The organism is Streptomyces sp. NPDC055962, from assembly GCF_042270185.1.
Lineage (GTDB): Bacteria > Actinomycetota > Actinomycetes > Streptomycetales > Streptomycetaceae > Streptomyces.
Window position 1 is genome coordinate 1,113,811 of the sequence record NZ_JBHJYN010000001.1, and the last position, 20,296, is coordinate 1,134,106.

Sequence of the window (20,296 nt, forward strand, 5' to 3'; positions counted from 1 at the left end):
GTTTGTCCTCGCCCCCCGGGGGGGGCCCCCCGGGGCTCCCTCGGGGGCAGGCGCGGGCGCCCTAACCCCCGTATCGGGCCAAAACTCCGGCCGGGGCCCCCCGGGGGGCCCCGCGGCCGGCTGCAGTGGTGGAACGGCGGGACTCAGCCCTCGTCGGACTTCTTGAGAGCCCCCATCGCCCGCTCGGTCACCTCGGTGACCTTGCCGAGCGCCGAGATCGTCACGACCAGGCCCTGGGACCGGTAGTGGTCGATGATCGGCTCGGTCTGCGTGTGGTAGACCTCGAGACGCGTGCGAACGGTCTCCTCGGTGTCGTCGTCCCGCTGGTACAGCTCGCCGCCGCAGGCGTCGCAGACGCCCTCGGTCTTCGGCGGGTTGTACGACACGTGGAAGACGTGCGCGCTGTCGTTACGGCAGATGCGGCGGCCGGCGATGCGCTTGACCACCTCGTCCTCGGGGACCTCGAGGTCAAGAACCGCGTCAAGCTTGACGCCCTCGCCGAGAAGCATCTCGTCGAGCGCCACGGCCTGCCCCACGTTGCGGGGGAAGCCGTCCAGCAGGAAGCCGTTCTCGGCGTCCGGCTGGGCCATGCGGTCCTTGGCCATCGCGATGGTGACTTCGTCCGGCACCAGCTGTCCCGCGTCCATGTAGGCGCGGGCCTGCTTGCCAAGGTCGGTGCCCTGGCTGATGTTGGCGCGGAAGAGGTCGCCCGTGGAGATGTGCGGAATCGAGAGATTCCTGGCAAGGAACGCAGCCTGCGTTCCCTTGCCGGCACCGGGCGGCCCGACGAGGACGATTCGCATCAGCGGAGGAACCCTTCGTAATTGCGCTGCTGGAGCTGACTCTCGATCTGCTTCACGGTCTCCAGACCCACACCCACGATGATCAGGATGCTCGTCCCGCCGAACGGGAAGTTCTGGTTCGCGCCACCGAAGCCCGCCAACGCCATCGTCGGCACAAGAGCGATCAGCCCCAAGTACAGCGATCCCGGCCAAGTGATCCGGTTGAGCACGTAGCTCAGATACTCGGCTGTAGGTCGACCAGCCCGGATACCCGGGATGAAGCCACCATACTTCTTCATGTTGTCGGCGACTTCTTCGGGGTTGAACGAGATCGCCACGTAGAAGAAGGCGAAGAACACGATCAGCACGAAGTAGGTCGCGATGTAATACGGGTGGTCGCCCTTGACGAAGTGGTCCTGAATCCAGGTCGCCCAGCCCGCGGTGGAGTTGGAGAACTGAACGATTAGAGCAGGGATGTAGAGCAGCGAAGAAGCGAAGATGACGGGAATCACACCCGCCTGGTTCACCTTCAACGGGATGTAAGTGGACGTACCGCCGTACGACCGGCGTCCGATCATCCGCTTCGCGTACTGGACGGGGATGCGGCGCTGGGCCTGCTCGACGAAGACGACGAGCCCGACCATCACGAAGCCGACCAGGATGACGGTGATGAACTCGATCCAGCCGTCGGCCAGCTTGCCGCTCTGCTTGATGGCCCACAGGGCGCCGGGGAAGCTCGCGGCGATCGAGATGAACATCAGGATCGACATGCCGTTGCCGATGCCGCGGTCGGTGATGAGCTCACCGAGCCACATGACGGCGGCGGTTCCCGCGGTCATGGTGATCACCATGACGACGGTTGTGAAGATCGACTGGTTGGGGACGATCTGGTCGGCGACGGGGCAGCCGCTGAACAGCGCGCCGCTGCGGGCGGTCGCCACCAGCCCGGTGCCCTGGAGGATGGCCAGCGCGACGGTCAGATAACGCGTGTACTGCGTGATCTTGGCCGTGCCCGACTGCCCCTCCTTCTTGAGGGCTTCGAGCCGGGGGATGACGACGGTCAGCAGCTGAAGAATGATGCTGGCCGTGATGTACGGCATGATGCCGAGCGCGAAGATCGTGATCTGCAGCAGTGCACCACCGCTGAACATGTTGACCAGACCGAAGAGGCTGTTGTTGCCCTTGCTGGCCTGGTCAACACAGGTCTGGACGTTCTCGTAGCTCACCCCCGGTACGGGAATGTGCGCCCCGAGTCGGTAGAGCACGATGATGCCGAGCGTGAAGAGCAGCTTCTTGCGCAGGTCGGGCGTCTTGAACGCCCGGGCGAACGCGGTGAGCACGGTGCCTCCTGCGACCCCCGCGCAAAAGCGTGAGGTGACGGTCTTGAGGATCGACGGTTACGTAACAGCCAAAGGACCCCGGGCTCTTGCCCGGGACTTACCACAGCAACAATGCACGCCACCTTACCGGCGGACATGCCCCCCTAGGAACGACCAACCGGGGATGCCCCAAATGAGAGGCATCCCCGGTCGGGTGTTCAGGCCACAGCCCTGTCCGAGTTGTCTCAGACGAGTTCGGTGACGGAGCCGCCGGCGGCGGCAATCTTCTCCTTGGCGGAGCCGGAGACGGCGTCAACCGAAACCTGCAGCGCCACGGAGATCTCGCCCTGTCCGAGGACCTTGACGAGGTGGTTGTTGCGCACGGCACCCTTGGCGACCAGGTCGGCCACCGTGACCTCTCCACCCTCGGGGTAGAGCGTCGCGAGCTTGTCCAGGTTCACGACCTGGTACTCCGTGCGGAACGGGTTCTTGAAGCCCTTGAGCTTCGGGAGACGCATGTGGAGGGGCATCTGGCCACCCTCGAAGCGCTCCGGAACCTGGTAACGAGCCTTCGTACCCTTGGTACCACGGCCTGCGGTCTTACCCTTGGACGCCTCACCACGACCCACACGGGTCTTGGCGGTCTTGGCGCCCGGGGCAGGCCGGAGGTTGTGGGCCTTCAGCGGGCTGTTCTCCGCCATGTCAGTCAACCTCCTCAACCGTCACGAGGTGGCGGACGGTCTGCACCATGCCGCGGAACTCGGGGCGGTCCTCCTTGACAACCGAGTCGTTCAGGCGCTTGAGCCCGAGCGAACGCAGGGTGTCGCGGTGGTTCTGCTTGCTGCCGATGTACGACTTCGTCTGCGTGATCTTGAGGCGAGCCATTACGCACCCGCTCCCGCACGCGCACGAAGCAGAGCCGCGGGGGCGACGTCCTCGAGGGGCAGACCGCGGCGGGCCGCGATCTCCTCGGGACGCTGCAGGCCCTGGAGGGCCGCCACGGTCGCGTGCACGATGTTGATCGGGTTCGAAGAACCGAGCGACTTCGACAGGATGTCGTGGACGCCGGCGCACTCCAGAACGGCACGCACCGGGCCACCCGCGATCACACCGGTACCGGGGGAAGCAGGCTTGAGCAGGACGACGCCCGCAGCCTTCTCGCCCTGGATCGGGTGAGGGATGGTGCCCTGGATACGCGGGACCTTGAAGAAGCTCTTCTTGGCCTCTTCGACGCCCTTGGCGATGGCCGCGGGAACTTCCTTGGCCTTGCCGTATCCGACACCGACGGTGCCGTCACCATCGCCCACCACGACCAGCGCGGTGAAGCTGAAGCGACGACCACCCTTCACTACCTTGGCGACGCGGTTGATCGCGACGACGCGCTCGACGTACGCGGTCTTCTCGGCGGCAGCGCCACCGTCACGGCCCTTCCGGTCCCGCCGCTCGCCGCCACCGGCACCGCTTCCGCGGCGCTGGGGTCCAGCCATTGGATTTACCTCTCTCTGTTACGTCCGCTGTGCGTAGGAACCGGGGCTTAGAACTTCAGCCCGGCTTCACGGGCGGCGTCAGCCAGAGCGGCAATCCGCCCGGCGTACTGGTTACCACCGCGGTCAAACACGACGGCCTCGACGCCTGCGGCCTTGGCGCGCTCGGCGACAAGTGCGCCGACCTGCTTGGCCAGGGTGCTCTTGTCACCCTCGCCACCGCGGATGGAAGCGTCCAGGGTCGACGCCGACGCGAGCGTGTGGCCCGCGATGTCGTCGATGACCTGAGCCACCATGTGACGGTTGGAACGCGTCACAACCAGGCGCGGCCTCTCCGGCGAACCGGAGATGTGCTTGCGGACGCGGATGTGGCGGCGCTTGAGGGCGGCACGCTTGTAGGCGTCACCCTTGGCGATCTTTACACCGTATGCCATGGCTTACTTACCCGCCTTTCCGACCTTGCGGCGGATAACCTCGCCGGCGTACTTGACGCCCTTGGCCTTGTACGGGTCAGGCTTCCGCAGCTTGCGGATCTTCGCCGAGACCTCGCCGACCTTCTGCTTGTCGATGCCCTCGACACTGAACTTCGTGGGCGACTCGACCTTGAAGGTGATGCCCTCGGGGGCCTCGATCAGGATCGGGTGGCTGTAGCCCAGGGCGAACTCCAGGTTGGAGCCCTTCGCCTGAACTCGGTAACCGACACCGCTGATCTCGAGCGCCTTGCTGTATCCCGCGGTCACGCCGGTGATCATGTTCGCCACCAGCGTGCGGGACAGGCCGTGAAGGGCCTTGTTCTGACGCTCGTCGTTCGGGCGGACGACGTTGAGCACGCCGTCCTCACCCTTGGTGACCTCGATCGGCGCAGCGACGGTGTGCGAGAGGGAACCCTTGGGGCCCTTCACCGCGACCGTGCGGCCATCGATGGTGACGTCCACACCGGCGGGAACCTGGATGGGGAGCTTGCCGATTCGCGACATGAGCTATTCCTCCGTTCCCGACTACCAGACGTAGGCGAGGACTTCCCCACCTACGCCCTTCTTGCTGGCCTGCTGGCCGGTCAGGAGACCGTGGGACGTGGAGATGATCGCCACGCCCAGGCCGCCGAGAACCTTCGGCAGACTCGTGGACTTTGCGTACACACGCAGACCCGGCTTCGAGATGCGCTTGATGCCGGCGATCGAACGCTCGCGGTTCGGGCCGAACTTCAGCTCGAGGACGAGGCTCTTGCCGACCTCGGCGTCCTCGACCTTCCAGCCGGTGATGAAGCCCTCCTGCTGGAGGATCTCCGCGATGTGCGACTTGATCTTGCTGTGCGGCATTGCGACATCGTCGTGATACGCCGAGTTCGCGTTACGCAGACGCGTGAGCATGTCTGCGATGGGATCAGTCATGGTCATGAGTTGGCCTTCGGCCTCTCTCGCCGGGGTTTCCTGTATGCGCCATCCCTCTCCCCACTCAGTGGCGGGACGGGTGCGGTGCGGGGACCTACGGCGTAGTAAGTCGGTCAGGGCGGCAGGCGCCCAACCCTTCAAGCCTACGGCATGAAGAGCGGGGCTCCTGCCGACCGGATACTTACCGAGAGCTTCCTGGTCCTCCCAAGCCCCTAGGGGCGAAGGAGAACTACCAGGAGCTCTTGGTCACGCCCGGCAGCTCGCCACGGTGAGCCATCTCACGAAGGCACACGCGGCACAGGCCGAACTTGCGGTAGACGGAGTGGGGCCGGCCGCAGCGCTGGCACCGGGTGTAACCCCGGACGCCGAACTTCGGCTTGCGGGCGGCCTTAGCGATCAGAGCCTTCTTCGCCACGGTCAGTTCTCCTTGAACGGGAAGCCGAGGTGACGAAGCAGGGCACGACCCTCGTCGTCGTTGGTCGCCGTGGTGACCACGGTGATGTCCATGCCCCGGACCCGGTCGATCTTGTCCTGGTCGATCTCGTGGAACATGACCTGCTCCGTGAGACCGAAGGTGTAGTTGCCACGGCCGTCGAACTGCTTCGGCGACAGGCCGCGGAAGTCACGGATACGCGGAAGCGCGAGCGACAGCGTACGGTCCAGGAACTCCCACATGCGGTCACCACGGAGGGTGACGTGGCAGCCGATCGGCTGCCCCTCGCGCAGCTTGAACTGCGCGATCGACTTGCGGGCCTTCGTGACGGCGGGCTTCTGGCCGGTGATCGTGGTGAGGTCCCTGACGGCACCGTCGATCAGCTTGGAGTCGCGGGCGGCGTCGCCCACACCCATGTTGACCACGATCTTGACCAGACCGGGAACCTGCATGACGTTCTCGTACGAGAACTCCTCACGCAGCTTGCCGGCGATTTCCTCGCGGTAGCGCGTCTTGAGACGCGGCGCAGTGGTGGTCGTCATCAGATGTCCTCACCGGTCCGCTTGGCAACGCGGATCTTCTTGCCCTCGTCGTCAAAGCGGTAGCCGACGCGGGTGACGACCTTGTTGCCGTCCTTCTCCACGACCAGCTGAACGTTGCTGACGTGAATCGGGGCCTCGGTGGTGACAATGCCACCCGTCTGCGAACCGCGAGCCGTCTGACCGGCCTTGGTGTGCTTCTTGACCCGGTTGACACCCTCGACGAGGACGCGGTCCTGAGCGGGGAAGGCAACGATGACCTTGCCCTGCTTGCCCTTGTCCTTACCGGTGATGACCTGAACCAGGTCGCCCTTCTTGATCTTCATGCTTACAGCACCTCCGGCGCGAGCGAGATGATCTTCATGAACTTCTTCTCGCGCAGCTCTCGGCCCACCGGGCCGAAGATACGGGTGCCGCGGGGGTCGCCGTCGTTCTTGAGAATGACAGCGGCGTTCTCGTCGAAGCGGATGTACGAGCCATCCTGACGACGACGCTCCTTGACGGTGCGAACGATGACGGCCTTGACGACGTCACCCTTCTTCACGTTGCCACCGGGGATCGCGTCCTTGACGGTGGCGACGATGACGTCACCGATACCCGCGTAGCGACGACCCGAGCCACCGAGAACACGGATGGTGAGAATTTCCTTCGCACCCGTGTTGTCGGCGACGCGCAGTCGCGACTCCTGCTGGATCACGTCTATCTCCTGATCGTCTGCCGGTTCCCGGCGGGGACTCCGGTGAAGGAGTCCCCGCCGAGCCTGGCGGAACTGTCCTGAGGGGAAACCCCCTCAGGGATTACTTGGCCTTCTCGAGGATCTCGACGATGCGCCAGCGCTTGGTGGCGGACAGCGGACGCGTCTCCATGATGATGACGCGGTCGCCGACGCCGGCAGCGTTCTGCTCGTCGTGGGCCTTGAGCTTGTTCGTACGGCGGATGACCTTGCCGTACAGCGCGTGCTTGACGCGGTCCTCGACAGCGACGACGACGGTCTTGTCCATCTTGTCGCTGACGACCAGACCCTCACGGGTCTTGCGGAAACCGCGGTCGGTGTTGGTCTCAGTCACAGTCTTCTCGCTCATCAGACGCTCTCCACCGTCTCGATGCCCAGCTCGCGCTCGCGCATCAGGGTGTAGATCCGGGCGATGTCCTTACGGACGGACTTGAGCCGACCGTGGTTCTCGAGCTGTCCGGTCGCCGCCTGGAAGCGGAGGTTGAACAGCTCTTCCTTGGCCTCGCGGAGCTTGTTGAGAAGCTCCTCGTTGCCCAGCTCGCGCAGCTCGGACGCCTTGGTACCGGCCGACATCACGACTCACCTGCCTCGCGCCGAACGATCCGGCACTTCATCGGAAGCTTGTGAGCAGCGCGGGTGAGCGCCTCACGAGCAATCTTCTCGTTCGGGTAGGACAGCTCGAACATCACCCGACCGGGCTTGACGTTCGCGATCCACCACTCGGGAGAACCCTTACCGGAACCCATGCGGGTCTCGGCAGGCTTCTTCGTGAGGGGGCGGTCCGGGTAGATGTTGATCCAGACCTTGCCGCCACGCTTGATGTGACGGGTCATCGCGATACGAGCGGACTCGATCTGACGGTTCGTCACGTACGCCGGGGTCAGCGCCTGGATGCCGTACTCGCCGAACGCAACCTGCGTGCCACCCTTGGACATACCGCTGCGCTTCGGGTGGTGCTGCTTGCGGTGCTTGACCCTACGGGGGATCAGCATTTCGGTCAGGCCTCCGTTCCGGTGCTCTCAGCCGGAGCAGCGGCGGCGGGAGCGTCGGCCTTGGGGGCCTCCGCTGCCGGCGCGGACTGCTGCGGCTTGCGGCCGCGACCGCCACGCTCGCCACCACGGCCACCACGGCCGGCCGGGCGGTCAGCGCCGCCACGAGCCGGACGGTTGCCGGCGCGAGCCGCTGCGTTCTCGGCGCGAACCTCGGCGATGTTCTTGACGTCGCCCTTGTAGATCCAGACCTTCACGCCGATGCGGCCGAAGGTCGTCTTGGCCTCGAAGAAGCCGTAGTCGACGTTCGCGCGGAGCGTGTGCAGGGGCACGCGGCCCTCGCGGTAGAACTCCGAGCGGGACATCTCGGCGCCGCCGAGGCGACCGCCGCACTGGATCTTGATGCCCTTGGCGCCGGCCTTCATCGTGCTCTGCATACTCTTGCGCATGGCACGACGGAAGGAGACGCGGGAGGAGAGCTGCTCGGCGACGGCCTGGGCCACCAGCTGAGCGTCCACCTCGGGGTTCTTGACCTCGAGGATGTTCAGCTGGACCTGCTTGCCGGTCAGCTTCTCCAGCTCGCCACGGATGCGGTCGGCCTCGGCGCCGCGGCGGCCGATGACGATGCCCGGGCGGGCGGTGTGGATGTCAACGCGGACGCGGTCGCGGGTGCGCTCGATCTCGACCTTCGAGATGCCGGCCCGCTCCATGCCCTTCGTCATCATGCGACGAATGGCGACGTCTTCCTTGACGTAGTCCTTGTACAGCTTGTCGGCGTACCAACGGGACTTGAAGTCCGTGGTAATGCCGAGCCGGAACCCGTGCGGGTTTACCTTCTGGCCCATTACCGGGTTCCTTCCTTGCTGCTGACGACCACGGTGATGTGGCTGGTCCGCTTACGGATCCGGTAGGCACGGCCCTGAGCACGCGGACGGAACCGCTTCAGGGTCGGGCCCTCGTCCACGTACGCCTCGCTGATGACCAGCGAAGAGGCGTCAGGGTGGTCGTAGTTGTGTGCAGCGTTGGCGATGGCGCTGTCAAGCACCTTGCCAACCGGCACGCTCGCGGCCTGCGGGGCGAAACGCAGGACCGCCTGAGCCTCCGTGGCATCCATGCCACGGATGAGGTCCACCACGCGGCGGGCCTTCATGGGCGTGACGCGGATGTACCGCGCCTGGGCCCTGGCTTCCATGGTTGTCCCTTCGGTGTGAGTCATAGTCGTTTCCACCCCGCGCTAGCGGCGCTTCGACTTCCGGTCGTCCTTGACGTGGCCGCGGAAGGTGCGAGTCGGCGAGAACTCGCCGAGCTTGTGGCCGACCATCGACTCGGTGACGAACACCGGGACGTGGATCTTGCCGTTGTGCACCGCGATGGTGTGGCCCAGCATTGCCGGGATGATCATCGAGCGACGGGACCAGGTCTTGATGACGTTCTTGGTGCCGGCTTCGTTCTGTGCGTCCACCTTCTTGACGAGGTGGCCGTCGACGAAGGGCCCCTTCTTGAGACTGCGCGGCATCTAAACCCGCTCCTAGCGCTTCTTGTTCGTCTTGCGGCGGCGGACGATGTACTTGCTCGATGCCTTCTTCGGCGAGCGAGTACGACCCTCCTTCTGACCCCACGGCGAGACCGGGTGACGTCCACCGGAGGTCTTGCCTTCACCACCACCGTGCGGGTGGTCAACCGGGTTCATCGCGACACCGCGGACGGTCGGGCGAACGCCCTTCCAGCGCATGCGGCCGGCCTTGCCCCAGTTGATGTTCGACTGCTCGGCGTTGCCGACCTCACCGATGGTGGCGCGGCAACGAGCGTCGACCAGCCGGATCTCTCCGGACGGCATACGAAGGTGGGCCATGGTGCCCTCCTTCGCCAGCAGCTGCACGGAGGCACCCGCGGAGCGGGCGAACTTCGCGCCGCCACCGGGACGGATCTCGATGGCGTGGATGGTCGTACCGACCGGGATGTTGCGCAGCGCCAGGTTGTTGCCCGGCTTGATGTCGGCGCCCGGACCGTTCTCGACGCGGTCACCCTGCGACAGACCACGGGGGGCGACGATGTAACGCTTCTCGCCGTCCGCGTAGTGCAGCAGCGCGATGCGCGCGGTGCGGTTGGGGTCGTACTCGATGTGCGCGACCTTGGCCGGCACGCCGTCCTTGTCGTGACGACGGAAGTCGATCACTCGGTAGGCGCGCTTGTGGCCACCGCCCTGGTGGCGAACGGTCACACGACCGGCGTTGTTACGGCCGCCCTTGCTGTGCAGGGGGCGGACCAGCGACTTCTCCGGCGTGGACCGCGTGATCTCGACAAAGTCGGCGACGCTGGAGCCACGACGGCCCGGGGTCGTCGGCTTGTACTTGCGGATACCCATTTCTCAGTCCTCGTCCGATTCCGGACGACTCGACCTCCGTCAGGAGGTCGGGCCGCCGAAGATGTCGATACGGTCGCCCTCGGCGAGGGTCACGATGGCGCGCTTCGTGTCGGCGCGCTTGCCGAAACCGGTCTTGGTGCGCTTGCGCTTACCCTGCCGGTTGATCGTGTTGACCCCGGTGACCTTGACCGAGAAGACCGCTTCCACGGCCTGCTTGATCTGGGTCTTGTTGGAGCCGGGCGCGACGATGAACGTGTACTTGTTCTCGTCGAGCAGCGCGTAGCTCTTCTCGGAAACAACCGGCTTGACGAGAACGTCACGCGGGTCCGAGTAGGTCTTGCTGGTAACGGTCGCCTCACTCATCAGGCGGCGCTCCCTTCGGTCTCAGCGGTCTGGGGGCCAGACACGAAGGACTCGAAAGCGGCCTGGGTGAAGACCACGTCGTCAGAGACGATCACGTCGTACGTGTTCAGCTGGCCCGGCTCCAGGATGTGCACCTGGGGCAGGTTGCGCGCGGACAGCCACGCGGCCTCGTCGGCGCGGTCGACGACCAGGAGCAGGTTGCTGCGCTCCGAGATCTTGCCGAACAGCGTCTTGGCGGCCTTGGTGGAGATCCCACCCTCGACCACGCCGGTGACGACGTGGATGCGGGAGTGACGCGCCCGGTCCGAGAGGGCACCGCGCAGGGCGGCGGCCTTCATCTTCTTCGGGGTGCGCTGCGAGTAGTCACGCGGCTGCGGGCCGTGGACGACGCCACCGCCGACGAACTGCGGCGCGCGGGTCGAACCCTGGCGCGCGCGGCCGGTGCCCTTCTGGCGGTACGGCTTGCGGCCACCACCACGGACTTCGCCACGACGCTTGGTCTTGTGCGTGCCCTGACGGGCAGCTGCCAGCTGTGCGACAACGACCTGGTGGATCAGCGGAACGCTGGTCTTCGCGTCGAAGATCTCCGCGGGGAGCTCGACGGTACCGGCCTTGTCGCCTGCCGGCGAAAGGATGTCAATGGTGCTCATTACCTCAAGCCCCCTTGGCCGCGGTACGGACCAGGACGAGGCCGCCGTTCGGACCGGGGACCGCGCCCTTGATGAGCAGCAGACCCTTCTCCGCGTCAACCGCGTGGATGGTCAGGTTCTGGGTGGTGACGCGCTCGTTACCCATGCGACCGGCCATGCGCATGCCCTTGAAGACACGCCCAGGGGTGGCGCAGCCACCGATCGAACCGGGGGAACGGTGCTTGCGCTGGACGCCGTGGCCGGCGCCGAGGCCCTTGAAGTTGTGACGCTTCATGACACCGGCGAAGCCCTTGCCCTTGCTCTTGCCCGTGACGTCAACCTTGACGCCGGACTCGAACACCTCGGCAGTGACCTCCTGGCCCAGCGTGTACTCGCTGGCGTCAGGGGTGCGGAGCTCCACCAGGTGGCGGCGCGGGGTCACGTCGGCCTTGGCGAAGTGGCCCTTGAGGGGCTTGTTCACCTTGCGCGGGTCGATCTCGCCGAAGGCGATCTGCACCGACTCGTAGCCGTCGCTGTCGTTCGTACGGACCTGCGTCACGACGCACGGACCGGCCTTGACGACGGTCACCGGGACAACCCGGTTGTTCTCGTCCCAGACCTGGGTCATGCCGAGCTTCTCGCCCAGGACGCCCTTGATGTTCTTGCTCATCTCGGCCCGTCCCTTCAGAGCTTGATCTCGATGTCGACGCCCGCCGGCAGGTCGAGGCGCATGAGCGAGTCAACCGTCTTCGGCGTGGGGTCGAGAATGTCGATGAGGCGCTTGTGCGTGCGCATCTCGAAGTGCTCGCGAGAGTCCTTGTACTTGTGCGGCGACTTGATGACGCAGTACACGTTCTTCTCAGTGGGCAGCGGCACCGGGCCTGCGACCGACGCACCAGTGCGGGTCACCGTCTCGACGATCTTCTTCGCCGAGGAGTCGATGACCTCGTGGTCGTAGGCCTTGAGCCGGATGCGGATCTTCTGTCCCGCCATGGCTACTAGTAGTCCTGTCTCTCAATAACGCTCTGGAACCCGGGAGTTCTCTTAACTCCGCCTCCGACCCACGCGGTCGGGCGTGTCGCATCCCCTCTACGAAGATCTCCCGAAGGATTTCCCAACCAAGGGGGTGCGGGCCTGAACCGCGCTGCCGGGGGCGAAACCCCACCGGGTGCCTGGTCGGCGCCCCACTGACACTTCCCGGAAGATTCCCGTACGTCCGACCCTGGGGGTCGACGAGTACTGTGGGACTCGCTTCCGGTCCTCCCGGCGGGAGGCGCGCAGCATTGACACTCAACCGAGCAACCTGGCTAGTGTGCCATACGGCTCCCGGGCCTGGCCAATCGGGCCCGGGATCTTACCCCCTGTGAGGGAAGGGTCAAACACACGCAGCGGCGCACGGGACGTGAACCCTTCCGTTCAGGCCCTCACCCGTCCGTTCGGAGCGGCGCCGGATCGGGGCGTCGCAACGGTTCAGGCGTCCGCCGAGGGAATCTGCCGCTGTGGCGTCAGCACCATGACCGGCTCACCGCCCGGAACGCCCGGAGCCGTGTCCAGGCGCGCACGGACACCGAACCCTCAGCCTCCGGCCGGCCCGCGCGGTGACCGCCGTCTCGGCCGGGGACGTGCTCCCACAGGGCAGTGCCTCCCCCGAGGGGTCCACTTTGATTGAATCCGCCTCATGTCCACACACGCCCCCGCCCATGCCTGGAGCCTCCGCCCCGCCACCGCCGAGGACGTCGAGCTCATAGCCGAACTGCGGGCGCTCGTCATGCGCCCCGACCTGGAACGCCTGGGCCGGTACGACGAGCACCGGGTCAGGCAGCGCCTGCGAGACGGATACGACCCCGGGCAGACCGAGATCGTCATGGTCGACGGGGCTTTCTCGGGCTGTGTGGCGCTGCGCCCGCACGAGAGTGACGGCTGGTGGCTGGAGAGCTTCTACCTCGCGCCGGAGCTGCAGGGCCGGGGCACCGGCACGGGGATCCTGGCCGGCCTTCTGGCCCGTACGGACGCCGAGGGCTCGACGGTCCGTCTCCAGGTCCTCCAGGGCAGCGCGGCCCGCCGGCTGTACGAGCGGCACGGCTTCACCACGGAGCACGAGGACCCGGTGGATGTGTACATGGTGCGGCCGCCCCGGGCCTGACCTCGGCCGCCTCCCTGACGGAGAGGATCAGCTTCCCGCCGCGTACTCCAGGAATCGGGCCCAGGCGCGCGCGTCCACGCCGATCTCAGGGCCCGGGACGTTCTTGGAGTCGCGGACATGGACAGCGCGGGGGGTGGTGGCGACCTCGACGCAGTCCGGTCCGTCGTTGCTGCTGTAGCTGCTCTTGCACCACTCCAGCGGCGACTTGTGGATCATGTCTCCCCACGCACCTTCTCGATGAAGGCCAGTGACTCACGCGGTGTGAGGGCCTGGGCACGGATCATTCCATACCGCATTTCCAGAATCTGGACCTCCCTGGGATCAGAGATCAGACGGCTGGTGAGCTGAGCTTCCGAATACCCCACCGTCGTGCCGTCCTTGATCTTGAGTACGCGGAGCTCCCCTGCCATACCGGCGTGCTCCTCCCGGTCGGTGGGCATGACCTGGATCTCCACATGGCGCAACTGCGCGATCTCCGCGAGGCGTTCGAGCTGGCGCTTCAGCACTGCCCGCCCGCCGATCGGGCGCCGAAGCGTCACCTCCTCCAGGACGAACGTCAGCAACGGCGCGGGCCGCCGGTCATAGATGTGCTGCCTGGCCATACGAGCGGCGACGTGGCGGTCGACCTCGTCGTCGTCATAGGCAGGGCGGCGCATGCCGAACAGCGCTCGTGCGTGCTCCTCGGTCTGGAGCAAGCCATGCACGTTGTGGTTGCTGTACGCGCCCAACTCGCCTGCGTCGTTCTCCAGCCTCGCCAGATCCCGCACCTTCTTCGGATAGCGGGCCTCCGCCACATCGCCCCGCATCGCGGCGAGCTTCCCGTCCGCCTCCAGGACCCGGTCCGCGCCGTCCAGGAACTCCGGCTTCGATGCACGTCTGCCGCGCTCGACGCAGGAGGCCATCTCCTCGCTGTATCCGATCGCGGCGCCCAGCTCCGCCTGGCGCAGGCCCGCCGCCTCCCGCCACAGCTTGATCTGGCGGCCGACCGCCTTCATCACCGCGCCGGAGTCGTCCTCCGTGCCCGTGTCCCAGGACGAGCCGTCCGCTCCGTCCGCCAGGTGCCCGGACCGCACCCCGCTCCTGTTCTCCATGCCACCCCCTCGCCTCCGTCGTGCCTGATGGGCAACGAACAGCACCGTCCGTGTGTGACGGCGTACGGCCCGGACCGCAGCCGACCCGCAGCCGGACAAGGACCCTCCACACGGGCGTCACTGTTTCCGAGAGTAGCCACCGAACGGTCACGCTGAGTGACATGAGTCGAGAAATCACCCGAACCGGACGTTCCGCTCCCTGCGACGCCGGGGGCGGGCGTGGGCTGCTGATCGTCACGGCGCCGGTGGGGCGTGGAGGAGGGGCCGGGCCCGTGCCGCGCAAGACCGTCCAAGCTGAGGTCGAGCACACACGGTGACCGGCCGCCCACCCCACCGGATCGTGGAAACCCGCGTCCCGGTCGGGCGCGTCCCGGACTGCCGCGTCCCGGTGGGCCACGACGCACAAAGCTTGTGAGAACTCGGGAAATGACCCTCCCCACCCCAGCCCGACCCCACCCCCACCTGGTCACTCGCACGGGTGACTTCGGGCAACTGGGCTGGATTTGTGGTGGGTTGACTGGCATATGCTCGCCGCGACAACCACAGACATGCGACGGCCCCCGGCCGGGACTGGAATCCCGATCGAGGGCCTGACCACCGAGGAAGTAAGAGGCTTCCCGATGGATACCCAGCAGGTTAACGCGACCCCGCGCACGGATTCCCGTACGGCCCCGGAAAACAGGCCGACTTCCGGTGTGATCCACGACAACACGCGGCACACGGCCGCCTTCACCGTCGTCGGCAACCACCTGAGCCAGCACCGTGCACTGTCGCTGCTCGCGATCGGGCTGGCCGTGCACATCCAGTCGCTGCCCGCCGGGGCGCGGATCGGCATCAAGCGGCTCGCCGAGCGCTTCCCGGAGAGCGAGGTCCGCATCGCCGCCGGGCTGCGTGAGCTGGAGGCGACGGGCTACCTGTGCCGCAGCCGCACGCGCCTGCCCGACGGCCGTGTCGTCACCCGTACCGTGTCGTGCAACCAGCCGGGGGCCGGTGCCGCCGCCCCCGCAGCGCCTCTCCGCCCCCGGGCCGCAGGGCGCAAGGCAGCCCCGCCACCCGCGCCGGTGCCACGCACGCCGGAAGCCCCGCTGCCACGGCCCACGCCGCCACCCGCACCTCCGGCCGAGCAGCCCCAGGCGCCGCCGCCGGACATGCCGCCGCCCTCCGCCCCCGTACGCGTACCGGCTCCCGACGCGCGCATCGCGCCGCCTCCGGCGCTCCCCCGCCCGCTGAAGGCCGACGCGGAACGCGACCGGCTCGCCACGGCCCTGCTCAGCGATCTGCGGCGGCTCACACCTCAGCTGTCGCTGACCGAGGAGAGCATCGCGGCCCTCGCTCCCGGGGTCGCGGCCTGGCTGGAGCGGGAGGCCCACCCCGACGCGATCCGTCATGCGCTGACCAGCGATCTGCCCACGCCCGTGAAGCATCCGGCCAAGCTCCTCCGCCACCGGATCACCTGCCTCCTGCCGCCCCCGCTGCCGGGTGCGCAGGAGCTCGCGCCGACCCGTCCGGGGACGCTCGTCATCCCCCTCCAGAACTGCGACCGCTGCGACCGCGCGTTCCGCTCACGCCACCCGGGGCACTGCCGTGACTGCCGGGCCGAGGCCGTGCGAGCCGCCTGACCGGATGAGCGCGGCGGGCCACGTCACGTACGGGTGACCGTTCCGCAGGATCCGTCGGGCTGCCACTGGCTGCGGTCGTAGGGGTCCACGTCTGGTCCGCCCTGCTCGGACTCCGTCCCGTCGCTCGGGAAGTACGGGTGCAGGAAGCCGTCGTCCACCTCGCAGGCGGAGTTGCCGAAGTTCTGCTGGGAGCTGAGGACGGACAGCTTGCCGCGCGTCGCCACGAACCGCTCCGGGTCGTGCAGCGCCGTGGTCAGCTTCCGCCGCACGATCGTGCGCGCCACCTCGTCCCCGCCCACCCGCACCAGCGGGTAGACGAAGGTGTAGTCGGCGTGCACCTCCACGGAGCCCGTGGGGCCCGCCTCGAAGGTCATCCGGCCGCGCGTCTTGACGATGTCCCCCGCCAGCTGCGCGTCGTCGGGGTCGAACCGGCTGAACATCATCAGCGGGTCCTGTCCCTCACCGGGCTCCACGAGCGAACGCTCCAGACGCTCCGGCTCCCCCTTCTGCAGCGGGTCGAGCAGGTCCAGTGCCTCGGCGGGCCTCTCGCCCCGCAGGGTGGCCGGGTCGAGGTTGGCGGCGACGAGCAGCTGACGGGTGGCCCGCAGGGCCTGTGCGACCTCGTCCTTGCCCATCCCCCCGACCGCCCTGGCCTCCGGGAGCTCGATCCCCGCCGCACCGTCCGCCCAGCGGAGGGCGGGCGAGCCCCGGAACGGCTCCTCCAGGGTCGGGCGGTCCGAGGCCGGATCGCCCGCGGGCGCGGCGGTGGGCGGTGCGGTCTCGGCCGGCAGCAGCGAGGTGTCGACGGAGTCGCTCCCGCCCGGAAGGTGATCGGTCACCAGGCTCGGCCTCATCGCGATCACCAGGACCCCCAGCACGGCGACGAAACCCAGGGTGCCGACGAGACGCCGCCGCTTCCTCGGCCGGCCGTAGCCCGCCGGCCCGGTGGGCCCGGTGCGCCAGCCGTCCGGCCGCCACGGCTCCACCTGCTTGGGCTTCCTGCCCCACCCGCGGCCCGCGCCCTGGGCTCGCGCGGCCTCCTCGTCGAGCGCGCGCAGCCTGGCCGTGACCATGCGGGCCCGCGCGGAAGGCTCCTTGGGTGCCCCCGCACCCCCGGCCTCCGCCTGCCGGACCAGCTCCGCCCACTGCTCGTCGGACACGGGCGAGGTGCCGTCGGACTGCCCGGAATTCCCCTCGGATGATGATGCGGTGCTCACTGCGCTGTTCCACTCCCCCACGATGTTCGTCAGGGCAACTTCACGTCCCGCACGGGAACAACGGCAAGTGAAGGGATCACTCTGTGACGATCTCGTGATGGACCAGGCGCGACGGGGACCGGAACCCCGGTCGACCACGGCTCGCCCGCAGTCCGCCCGGCCACCCCGCCACCCCAACACCATTGGCCGAGAGCCCTGTTGTGCAGCTCAGAATGTCCACGCACAATCGCGGACGTGCGTGCGTCCACACGGGGAGGCCGGATGCGTCTGCTGATCGATGTCGTCGAGGGCGACCATGCCGCTTTCTACGGCTCCTACGGGAGCCGGACGGCCTGGCGCATGACGTCACTCGGCTCCTTCCGATCCGCCCCGGACACGGCGGAGGGCTCGCAGGCTCGTTGGCGGGACCTGCACGACCACGCCTTCGGGCACGCGTTCGAGATCTCCGTCTCCTCGTCGTCCTCGGTGGCGGAGTGCTCGGCGCTCGCCCTCCGAGAGGCGCGGCAGCGTGGGGCCGCCCAGCCGGCCGAGGCGTCCGACCACCGTGACCGTGTGCTCCGCACCTGGCTGGCGGACCCCGCCACGGGCGAGGTCCTCGACACAGGACTCACGCTCGCCGCATCCGGTCTGACCGACGGCGACCTCGTCGTCCTGTGCATCCAGCACCCGCCGCGCGGTTACTACGAGATGGCCCCGGCACCCAACCCCGCCGCCCTGCTGGAGCGCATGCAGCTGGCCATGAACGGGACCGCGCCGGACGAAGGCGGCCGACTGTGGGGCGTCCTGCTCTACACGACGGCGGACGTCGAACTGGCGACGTACGTCCGTACGCATTTCGAGGACCTCAACGCACTGTCCGGGCCGTCCACCCGCGTGTTCGTCATCGAGCGCCAGGCGCGGTGGCCCGATGCCAGGAAGTACTGGCGCGAGCACCTGGAGCCGGAGCTCTACAGGGTGCTGGCGTCCCTGCGATGGCTGCGCTGGCAGCCGTACGACCCCCAGGGGGCGTACCGCATCGCCGAGCTCCTCGGGGTGGACCCGGCACTGCTGCCCTGCCTCGTCCTGTTCAACGGCCGCCCCGGCCTCCCCTGGGGGAAGCAGAAAGCCGTCTTCCCCGTCGAGGACGTCACCCCCCGGTACTTCCGGACGTTGTTCGGGCGCCTGGCACAGGCCCTGGACGGCCGGCCCGGCTCCGGAGCCGGGCCGAGCGGGATCGACGACGAGGAGCGGCGGCCGGAAGCCGGCGACGGGCCCACCCTGCTGCGCGACCTGCTGCTCCGCAGCGCCCGCGACCGCGACGAGGAGGCGTTCGACAGGGTCGCGGCGGCTCAGCGCGCCATCACCGCGGCGCTGGAACCGGGTCCCGCGCCGCACACCGGGTATCAGCTCAACCACTGCAAGGTCATTCTCACTTCGGGGGCCGCCATGACGGAGAACTTCACCTTCAACGGGCAGAACACGACGTTCATCAACCGTCCCGTGAACACGGTGGTCCAGGACTTCCAGAACCAGCACGGCACCGCCGCGCACTCCGACGAGCTGCGCAGGCTCCTGGAACTCACCCTGTCCAGCACCGACCTGTCGGACACGGACCGCGACGAAGCCGCACAGGCGGTGCACGACCTGGCCACGCTCTCGGAGGAGCCCGACGCCGGCCCCTTCCGGCTGCGTGCGGAACGCCTCAGGGAACTGCTCTCCGGGGCCGCGGACATCGCCCAGCCGGCATTGGCGCTCATCACGACCGTGGTCACCGCCGTGACCGGATAGCCGCAGGCCCACCCGTCGCCCACGCACGGCGAAGGGCCCCGCACCTCTCGCGAGAGAGGTACGGGGCCCTTCTGGTGCTCTGTGCGGAGCAACCAGGTCAGACGGTCAAGTGATTACTTGACGATCTTGGTGACCTGGCCGGCGCCCACGGTCCGGCCACCCTCACGGATGGCGAACTTCAGGCCCTCTTCCATGGCGACCGGCTGGATCAGCGCGACGTCCATGAGGGTGTTGTCACCCGGCATGACCATCTCGGTGCCCTCGGGAAGGGTCACAACGCCCGTCACGTCCGTGGTACGGAAGTAGAACTGCGGGCGGTAGTTGTTGAAGAAGGGGGTGTGACGGCCACCCTCGTCCTTCGACAGGATGTAGGCCTGGGCCTGGAACTCGGTGTGCGGCGTGACCGAACCCGGCTTGATGATGACCTGGCCGCGCTCGACGTCCTCGCGCTTGATGCCACGAAGCAGCAGACCGACGTTCTCACCGGCCTGGCCCTCGTCGAGGAGCTTCCGGAACATCTCGATGCCGGTGACCGTGGTGGTGGTCTTCTCCTGCTTGATGCCCACGATGTCAACGGTCTCGTTGACCTTGAGGACACCACGCTCGATACGGCCGGTGACGACCGTACCGCGACCGGTGATCGTGAAGACGTCCTCGATCGGCATGAGGAACGGCTTCTCGACGTCACGCTCGGGCTGCGGGATGGACTCGTCGACGGCCTTCATCAGGTCGAGAACGGTCTTGCCCCACTCGGCGTCGCCCTCGAGGGCCTTGAGCGCCGAGACCTTGACGACCGGAAGGTCGTCGCCCGGGAACTCGTACTCGGAGAGGAGCTCACGGACCTCGAGCTCGACGAGCTCCAGGATCTCCTCGTCGTCCACCATGTCGGCCTTGTTCAGGGCGACGACGATGTACGGAACGCCGACCTGGCGGGCCAGGAGCACGTGCTCCTTGGTCTGCGGCATCGGGCCGTCGGTGGCCGCGACCACGAGGATGGCGCCGTCCATCTGCGCCGCACCCGTGATCATGTTCTTGATGTAGTCCGCGTGACCCGGGCAGTCGACGTGCGCGTAGTGACGCGACTCCGTCTGGTACTCGACGTGCGCGATCGAGATCGTGATACCGCGCTGGCGCTCCTCAGGAGCCTTGTCGATCTGGTCGAAGGCCGAGGCCTCGTTCAGGTCCGGGTACGCGTCGTGCAGCACCTTGGTAATGGCGGCCGTGAGGGTCGTCTTACCGTGGTCGATGTGACCGATGGTGCCGATGTTGACGTGCGGCTTAGTCCGCTCGAACTTTGCCTTCGCCACTGGGGTCCTCCTGAGTGGTTCTGTACGCCTTGCTTCATCGGCGCCAGGTGATCTTTGCTGGAATGCCGGTGCCGGGGGCATTCGCCGCGTTGCTCGCGCGCTGCGACGAATGCCCGACCGGGCTC

At 67.5% G+C, this 20,296-nt stretch carries 30 protein-coding genes; 3 read left to right on the top strand and 27 right to left on the bottom strand.

Features of this window, described 5'->3' with window-relative positions; translation table 11 throughout:
- Positions 1–143: 143 nt before the first annotated feature.
- The 23 genes from ACFC51_RS05000 to rpsJ all read right to left on the bottom strand — a co-directional run bounded on the left by ACFC51_RS05000 (position 144) and on the right by rpsJ (position 12,020).
- Positions 144–803 carry an adenylate kinase gene (locus ACFC51_RS05000; protein ID WP_376526999.1) on the bottom strand — a complete coding sequence of 220 codons (660 nt, stop codon included), beginning with the start codon at positions 801–803 and terminating at the stop codon, positions 144–146.
- Positions 803–2,122 carry a preprotein translocase subunit SecY gene (gene secY, locus ACFC51_RS05005; RefSeq protein ID WP_329231845.1) on the bottom strand — a complete coding sequence of 440 codons (1,320 nt, stop codon included), beginning with the start codon at positions 2,120–2,122 and terminating at the stop codon, positions 803–805. Before secY ends, ACFC51_RS05000 begins: the two co-directional genes overlap by 1 nt.
- A 224-nt stretch (positions 2,123–2,346) precedes the next feature.
- A complete protein-coding gene (rplO, locus tag ACFC51_RS05010) occupies positions 2,347–2,802 on the bottom strand; it encodes a 50S ribosomal protein L15 (RefSeq protein ID WP_329231843.1) in 456 nt (151 codons plus the stop codon).
- Between the two features lies 1 nt (position 2,803).
- Entirely contained in the window at positions 2,804–2,986 is a 183-nt protein-coding gene (gene rpmD / locus ACFC51_RS05015) for a 50S ribosomal protein L30 (RefSeq protein WP_006126892.1), read from the bottom strand.
- A complete protein-coding gene (gene rpsE, locus ACFC51_RS05020; protein WP_014047793.1) occupies positions 2,986–3,588 on the bottom strand; it encodes a 30S ribosomal protein S5 in 603 nt (200 codons plus the stop codon). Before rpsE ends, rpmD begins: the two co-directional genes overlap by 1 nt.
- A gap of 47 nt (positions 3,589–3,635) precedes the next feature.
- Positions 3,636–4,019, bottom strand: coding sequence for a 50S ribosomal protein L18 (gene rplR / locus ACFC51_RS05025; protein ID WP_069171153.1), 384 nt, complete (start codon positions 4,017–4,019; stop codon positions 3,636–3,638).
- A 3-nt stretch (positions 4,020–4,022) separates the two neighbouring features.
- The gene (gene rplF, locus ACFC51_RS05030; protein ID WP_147959075.1) at positions 4,023–4,562 is read right to left on the bottom strand and encodes a 50S ribosomal protein L6; all 540 of its coding nucleotides are present in this window, start codon (positions 4,560–4,562) and stop codon (positions 4,023–4,025) included.
- Positions 4,563–4,583: 21 nt separating this feature from the next.
- Positions 4,584–4,982, bottom strand: a complete 399-nt coding sequence (gene rpsH / locus ACFC51_RS05035; protein ID WP_329231840.1) for a 30S ribosomal protein S8 — start codon at positions 4,980–4,982, stop codon at positions 4,584–4,586.
- 223 nt (positions 4,983–5,205) lie between these two features.
- Complete coding sequence (locus ACFC51_RS05040; RefSeq protein ID WP_003948630.1) at positions 5,206–5,391, bottom strand: type Z 30S ribosomal protein S14; 186 nt, start codon at positions 5,389–5,391, stop codon at positions 5,206–5,208.
- Positions 5,392–5,393: 2 nt separating this feature from the next.
- Positions 5,394–5,951 carry a 50S ribosomal protein L5 gene (gene rplE, locus ACFC51_RS05045; RefSeq protein WP_014047789.1) on the bottom strand — a complete coding sequence of 186 codons (558 nt, stop codon included), beginning with the start codon at positions 5,949–5,951 and terminating at the stop codon, positions 5,394–5,396.
- Complete coding sequence (rplX, locus tag ACFC51_RS05050) at positions 5,951–6,274, bottom strand: 50S ribosomal protein L24 (RefSeq protein ID WP_014047788.1); 324 nt, start codon at positions 6,272–6,274, stop codon at positions 5,951–5,953. The genes rplE and rplX overlap by 1 nt, the downstream gene beginning before the upstream one ends.
- Positions 6,275–6,276: 2 nt before the next feature.
- The gene (gene rplN, locus ACFC51_RS05055; protein ID WP_003966950.1) at positions 6,277–6,645 is read right to left on the bottom strand and encodes a 50S ribosomal protein L14; all 369 of its coding nucleotides are present in this window, start codon (positions 6,643–6,645) and stop codon (positions 6,277–6,279) included.
- A 100-nt stretch (positions 6,646–6,745) separates the two neighbouring features.
- Complete coding sequence (gene rpsQ, locus ACFC51_RS05060) at positions 6,746–7,030, bottom strand: 30S ribosomal protein S17 (RefSeq protein ID WP_031096375.1); 285 nt, start codon at positions 7,028–7,030, stop codon at positions 6,746–6,748.
- Positions 7,030–7,254 carry a 50S ribosomal protein L29 gene (rpmC, locus tag ACFC51_RS05065; protein ID WP_014047786.1) on the bottom strand — a complete coding sequence of 75 codons (225 nt, stop codon included), beginning with the start codon at positions 7,252–7,254 and terminating at the stop codon, positions 7,030–7,032. The genes rpsQ and rpmC overlap by 1 nt, the downstream gene beginning before the upstream one ends.
- Positions 7,254–7,673 carry a 50S ribosomal protein L16 gene (gene rplP / locus ACFC51_RS05070; protein WP_003966953.1) on the bottom strand — a complete coding sequence of 140 codons (420 nt, stop codon included), beginning with the start codon at positions 7,671–7,673 and terminating at the stop codon, positions 7,254–7,256. The genes rpmC and rplP overlap by 1 nt, the downstream gene beginning before the upstream one ends.
- Before the next feature lie 5 nt (positions 7,674–7,678).
- On the bottom strand, positions 7,679–8,515 hold the full coding sequence (gene rpsC / locus ACFC51_RS05075) for a 30S ribosomal protein S3 (RefSeq protein ID WP_014047784.1): 837 nt from the start codon (positions 8,513–8,515) through the stop codon (positions 7,679–7,681).
- Positions 8,515–8,862 carry a 50S ribosomal protein L22 gene (gene rplV, locus ACFC51_RS05080; RefSeq protein WP_026290933.1) on the bottom strand — a complete coding sequence of 116 codons (348 nt, stop codon included), beginning with the start codon at positions 8,860–8,862 and terminating at the stop codon, positions 8,515–8,517. Before rplV ends, rpsC begins: the two co-directional genes overlap by 1 nt.
- A 42-nt stretch (positions 8,863–8,904) precedes the next feature.
- Positions 8,905–9,186, bottom strand: coding sequence for a 30S ribosomal protein S19 (gene rpsS / locus ACFC51_RS05085; protein WP_376374159.1), 282 nt, complete (start codon positions 9,184–9,186; stop codon positions 8,905–8,907).
- 12 nt (positions 9,187–9,198) lie between these two features.
- The gene (gene rplB, locus ACFC51_RS05090; RefSeq protein WP_147959073.1) at positions 9,199–10,035 is read right to left on the bottom strand and encodes a 50S ribosomal protein L2; all 837 of its coding nucleotides are present in this window, start codon (positions 10,033–10,035) and stop codon (positions 9,199–9,201) included.
- 39 nt (positions 10,036–10,074) lie between these two features.
- Complete coding sequence (rplW, locus tag ACFC51_RS05095; protein ID WP_014154589.1) at positions 10,075–10,398, bottom strand: 50S ribosomal protein L23; 324 nt, start codon at positions 10,396–10,398, stop codon at positions 10,075–10,077.
- Positions 10,398–11,048 (bottom strand): 50S ribosomal protein L4, encoded by a 651-nt coding sequence (gene rplD, locus ACFC51_RS05100; protein ID WP_205018350.1) that lies wholly within the window; start codon positions 11,046–11,048, stop codon positions 10,398–10,400. The genes rplW and rplD overlap by 1 nt, the downstream gene beginning before the upstream one ends.
- A gap of 4 nt (positions 11,049–11,052) precedes the next feature.
- On the bottom strand, positions 11,053–11,697 hold the full coding sequence (gene rplC / locus ACFC51_RS05105) for a 50S ribosomal protein L3 (RefSeq protein ID WP_014154591.1): 645 nt from the start codon (positions 11,695–11,697) through the stop codon (positions 11,053–11,055).
- 14 nt (positions 11,698–11,711) lie between these two features.
- Positions 11,712–12,020 carry a 30S ribosomal protein S10 gene (gene rpsJ, locus ACFC51_RS05110; RefSeq protein WP_003948644.1) on the bottom strand — a complete coding sequence of 103 codons (309 nt, stop codon included), beginning with the start codon at positions 12,018–12,020 and terminating at the stop codon, positions 11,712–11,714.
- Positions 12,021–12,705: 685 nt separating this feature from the next.
- Between rpsJ and ACFC51_RS05115 the strand changes: the two genes are divergently transcribed.
- A complete protein-coding gene (locus ACFC51_RS05115; RefSeq protein WP_376374164.1) occupies positions 12,706–13,170 on the top strand; it encodes a GNAT family N-acetyltransferase in 465 nt (154 codons plus the stop codon).
- Positions 13,171–13,197: 27 nt separating this feature from the next.
- On the opposite strand, the gene ACFC51_RS05120 is transcribed toward ACFC51_RS05115, so the two are convergent.
- Together ACFC51_RS05120 and ACFC51_RS05125 are read right to left on the bottom strand one after the other, a co-directional pair.
- Positions 13,198–13,386, bottom strand: a complete 189-nt coding sequence (locus ACFC51_RS05120; protein WP_376527001.1) for a DUF397 domain-containing protein — start codon at positions 13,384–13,386, stop codon at positions 13,198–13,200.
- Complete coding sequence (locus ACFC51_RS05125) at positions 13,383–14,261, bottom strand: helix-turn-helix domain-containing protein (protein ID WP_376527003.1); 879 nt, start codon at positions 14,259–14,261, stop codon at positions 13,383–13,385. Before ACFC51_RS05125 ends, ACFC51_RS05120 begins: the two co-directional genes overlap by 4 nt.
- A 620-nt stretch (positions 14,262–14,881) precedes the next feature.
- Here ACFC51_RS05125 and ACFC51_RS05130 point away from each other — a divergent pair.
- Positions 14,882–15,880: a helix-turn-helix domain-containing protein gene (locus ACFC51_RS05130; RefSeq protein WP_376527005.1), complete on the top strand. Its 999-nt coding sequence runs from the start codon at positions 14,882–14,884 to the stop codon at positions 15,878–15,880.
- A gap of 23 nt (positions 15,881–15,903) precedes the next feature.
- Here ACFC51_RS05130 and ACFC51_RS05135 read toward each other — a convergent pair whose 3' ends face one another.
- Positions 15,904–17,097 (bottom strand): hypothetical protein, encoded by a 1,194-nt coding sequence (locus ACFC51_RS05135; protein WP_376527007.1) that lies wholly within the window; start codon positions 17,095–17,097, stop codon positions 15,904–15,906.
- 234 nt (positions 17,098–17,331) lie between these two features.
- Between ACFC51_RS05135 and ACFC51_RS05140 the strand changes: the two genes are divergently transcribed.
- The gene (locus ACFC51_RS05140; RefSeq protein WP_376527009.1) at positions 17,332–18,864 is read left to right on the top strand and encodes a hypothetical protein; all 1,533 of its coding nucleotides are present in this window, start codon (positions 17,332–17,334) and stop codon (positions 18,862–18,864) included.
- A 113-nt stretch (positions 18,865–18,977) separates the two neighbouring features.
- On the opposite strand, the gene tuf is transcribed toward ACFC51_RS05140, so the two are convergent.
- Positions 18,978–20,171, bottom strand: a complete 1,194-nt coding sequence (tuf, locus tag ACFC51_RS05145) for an elongation factor Tu (protein WP_329231830.1) — start codon at positions 20,169–20,171, stop codon at positions 18,978–18,980.
- Positions 20,172–20,296 lie beyond the last annotated feature (125 nt).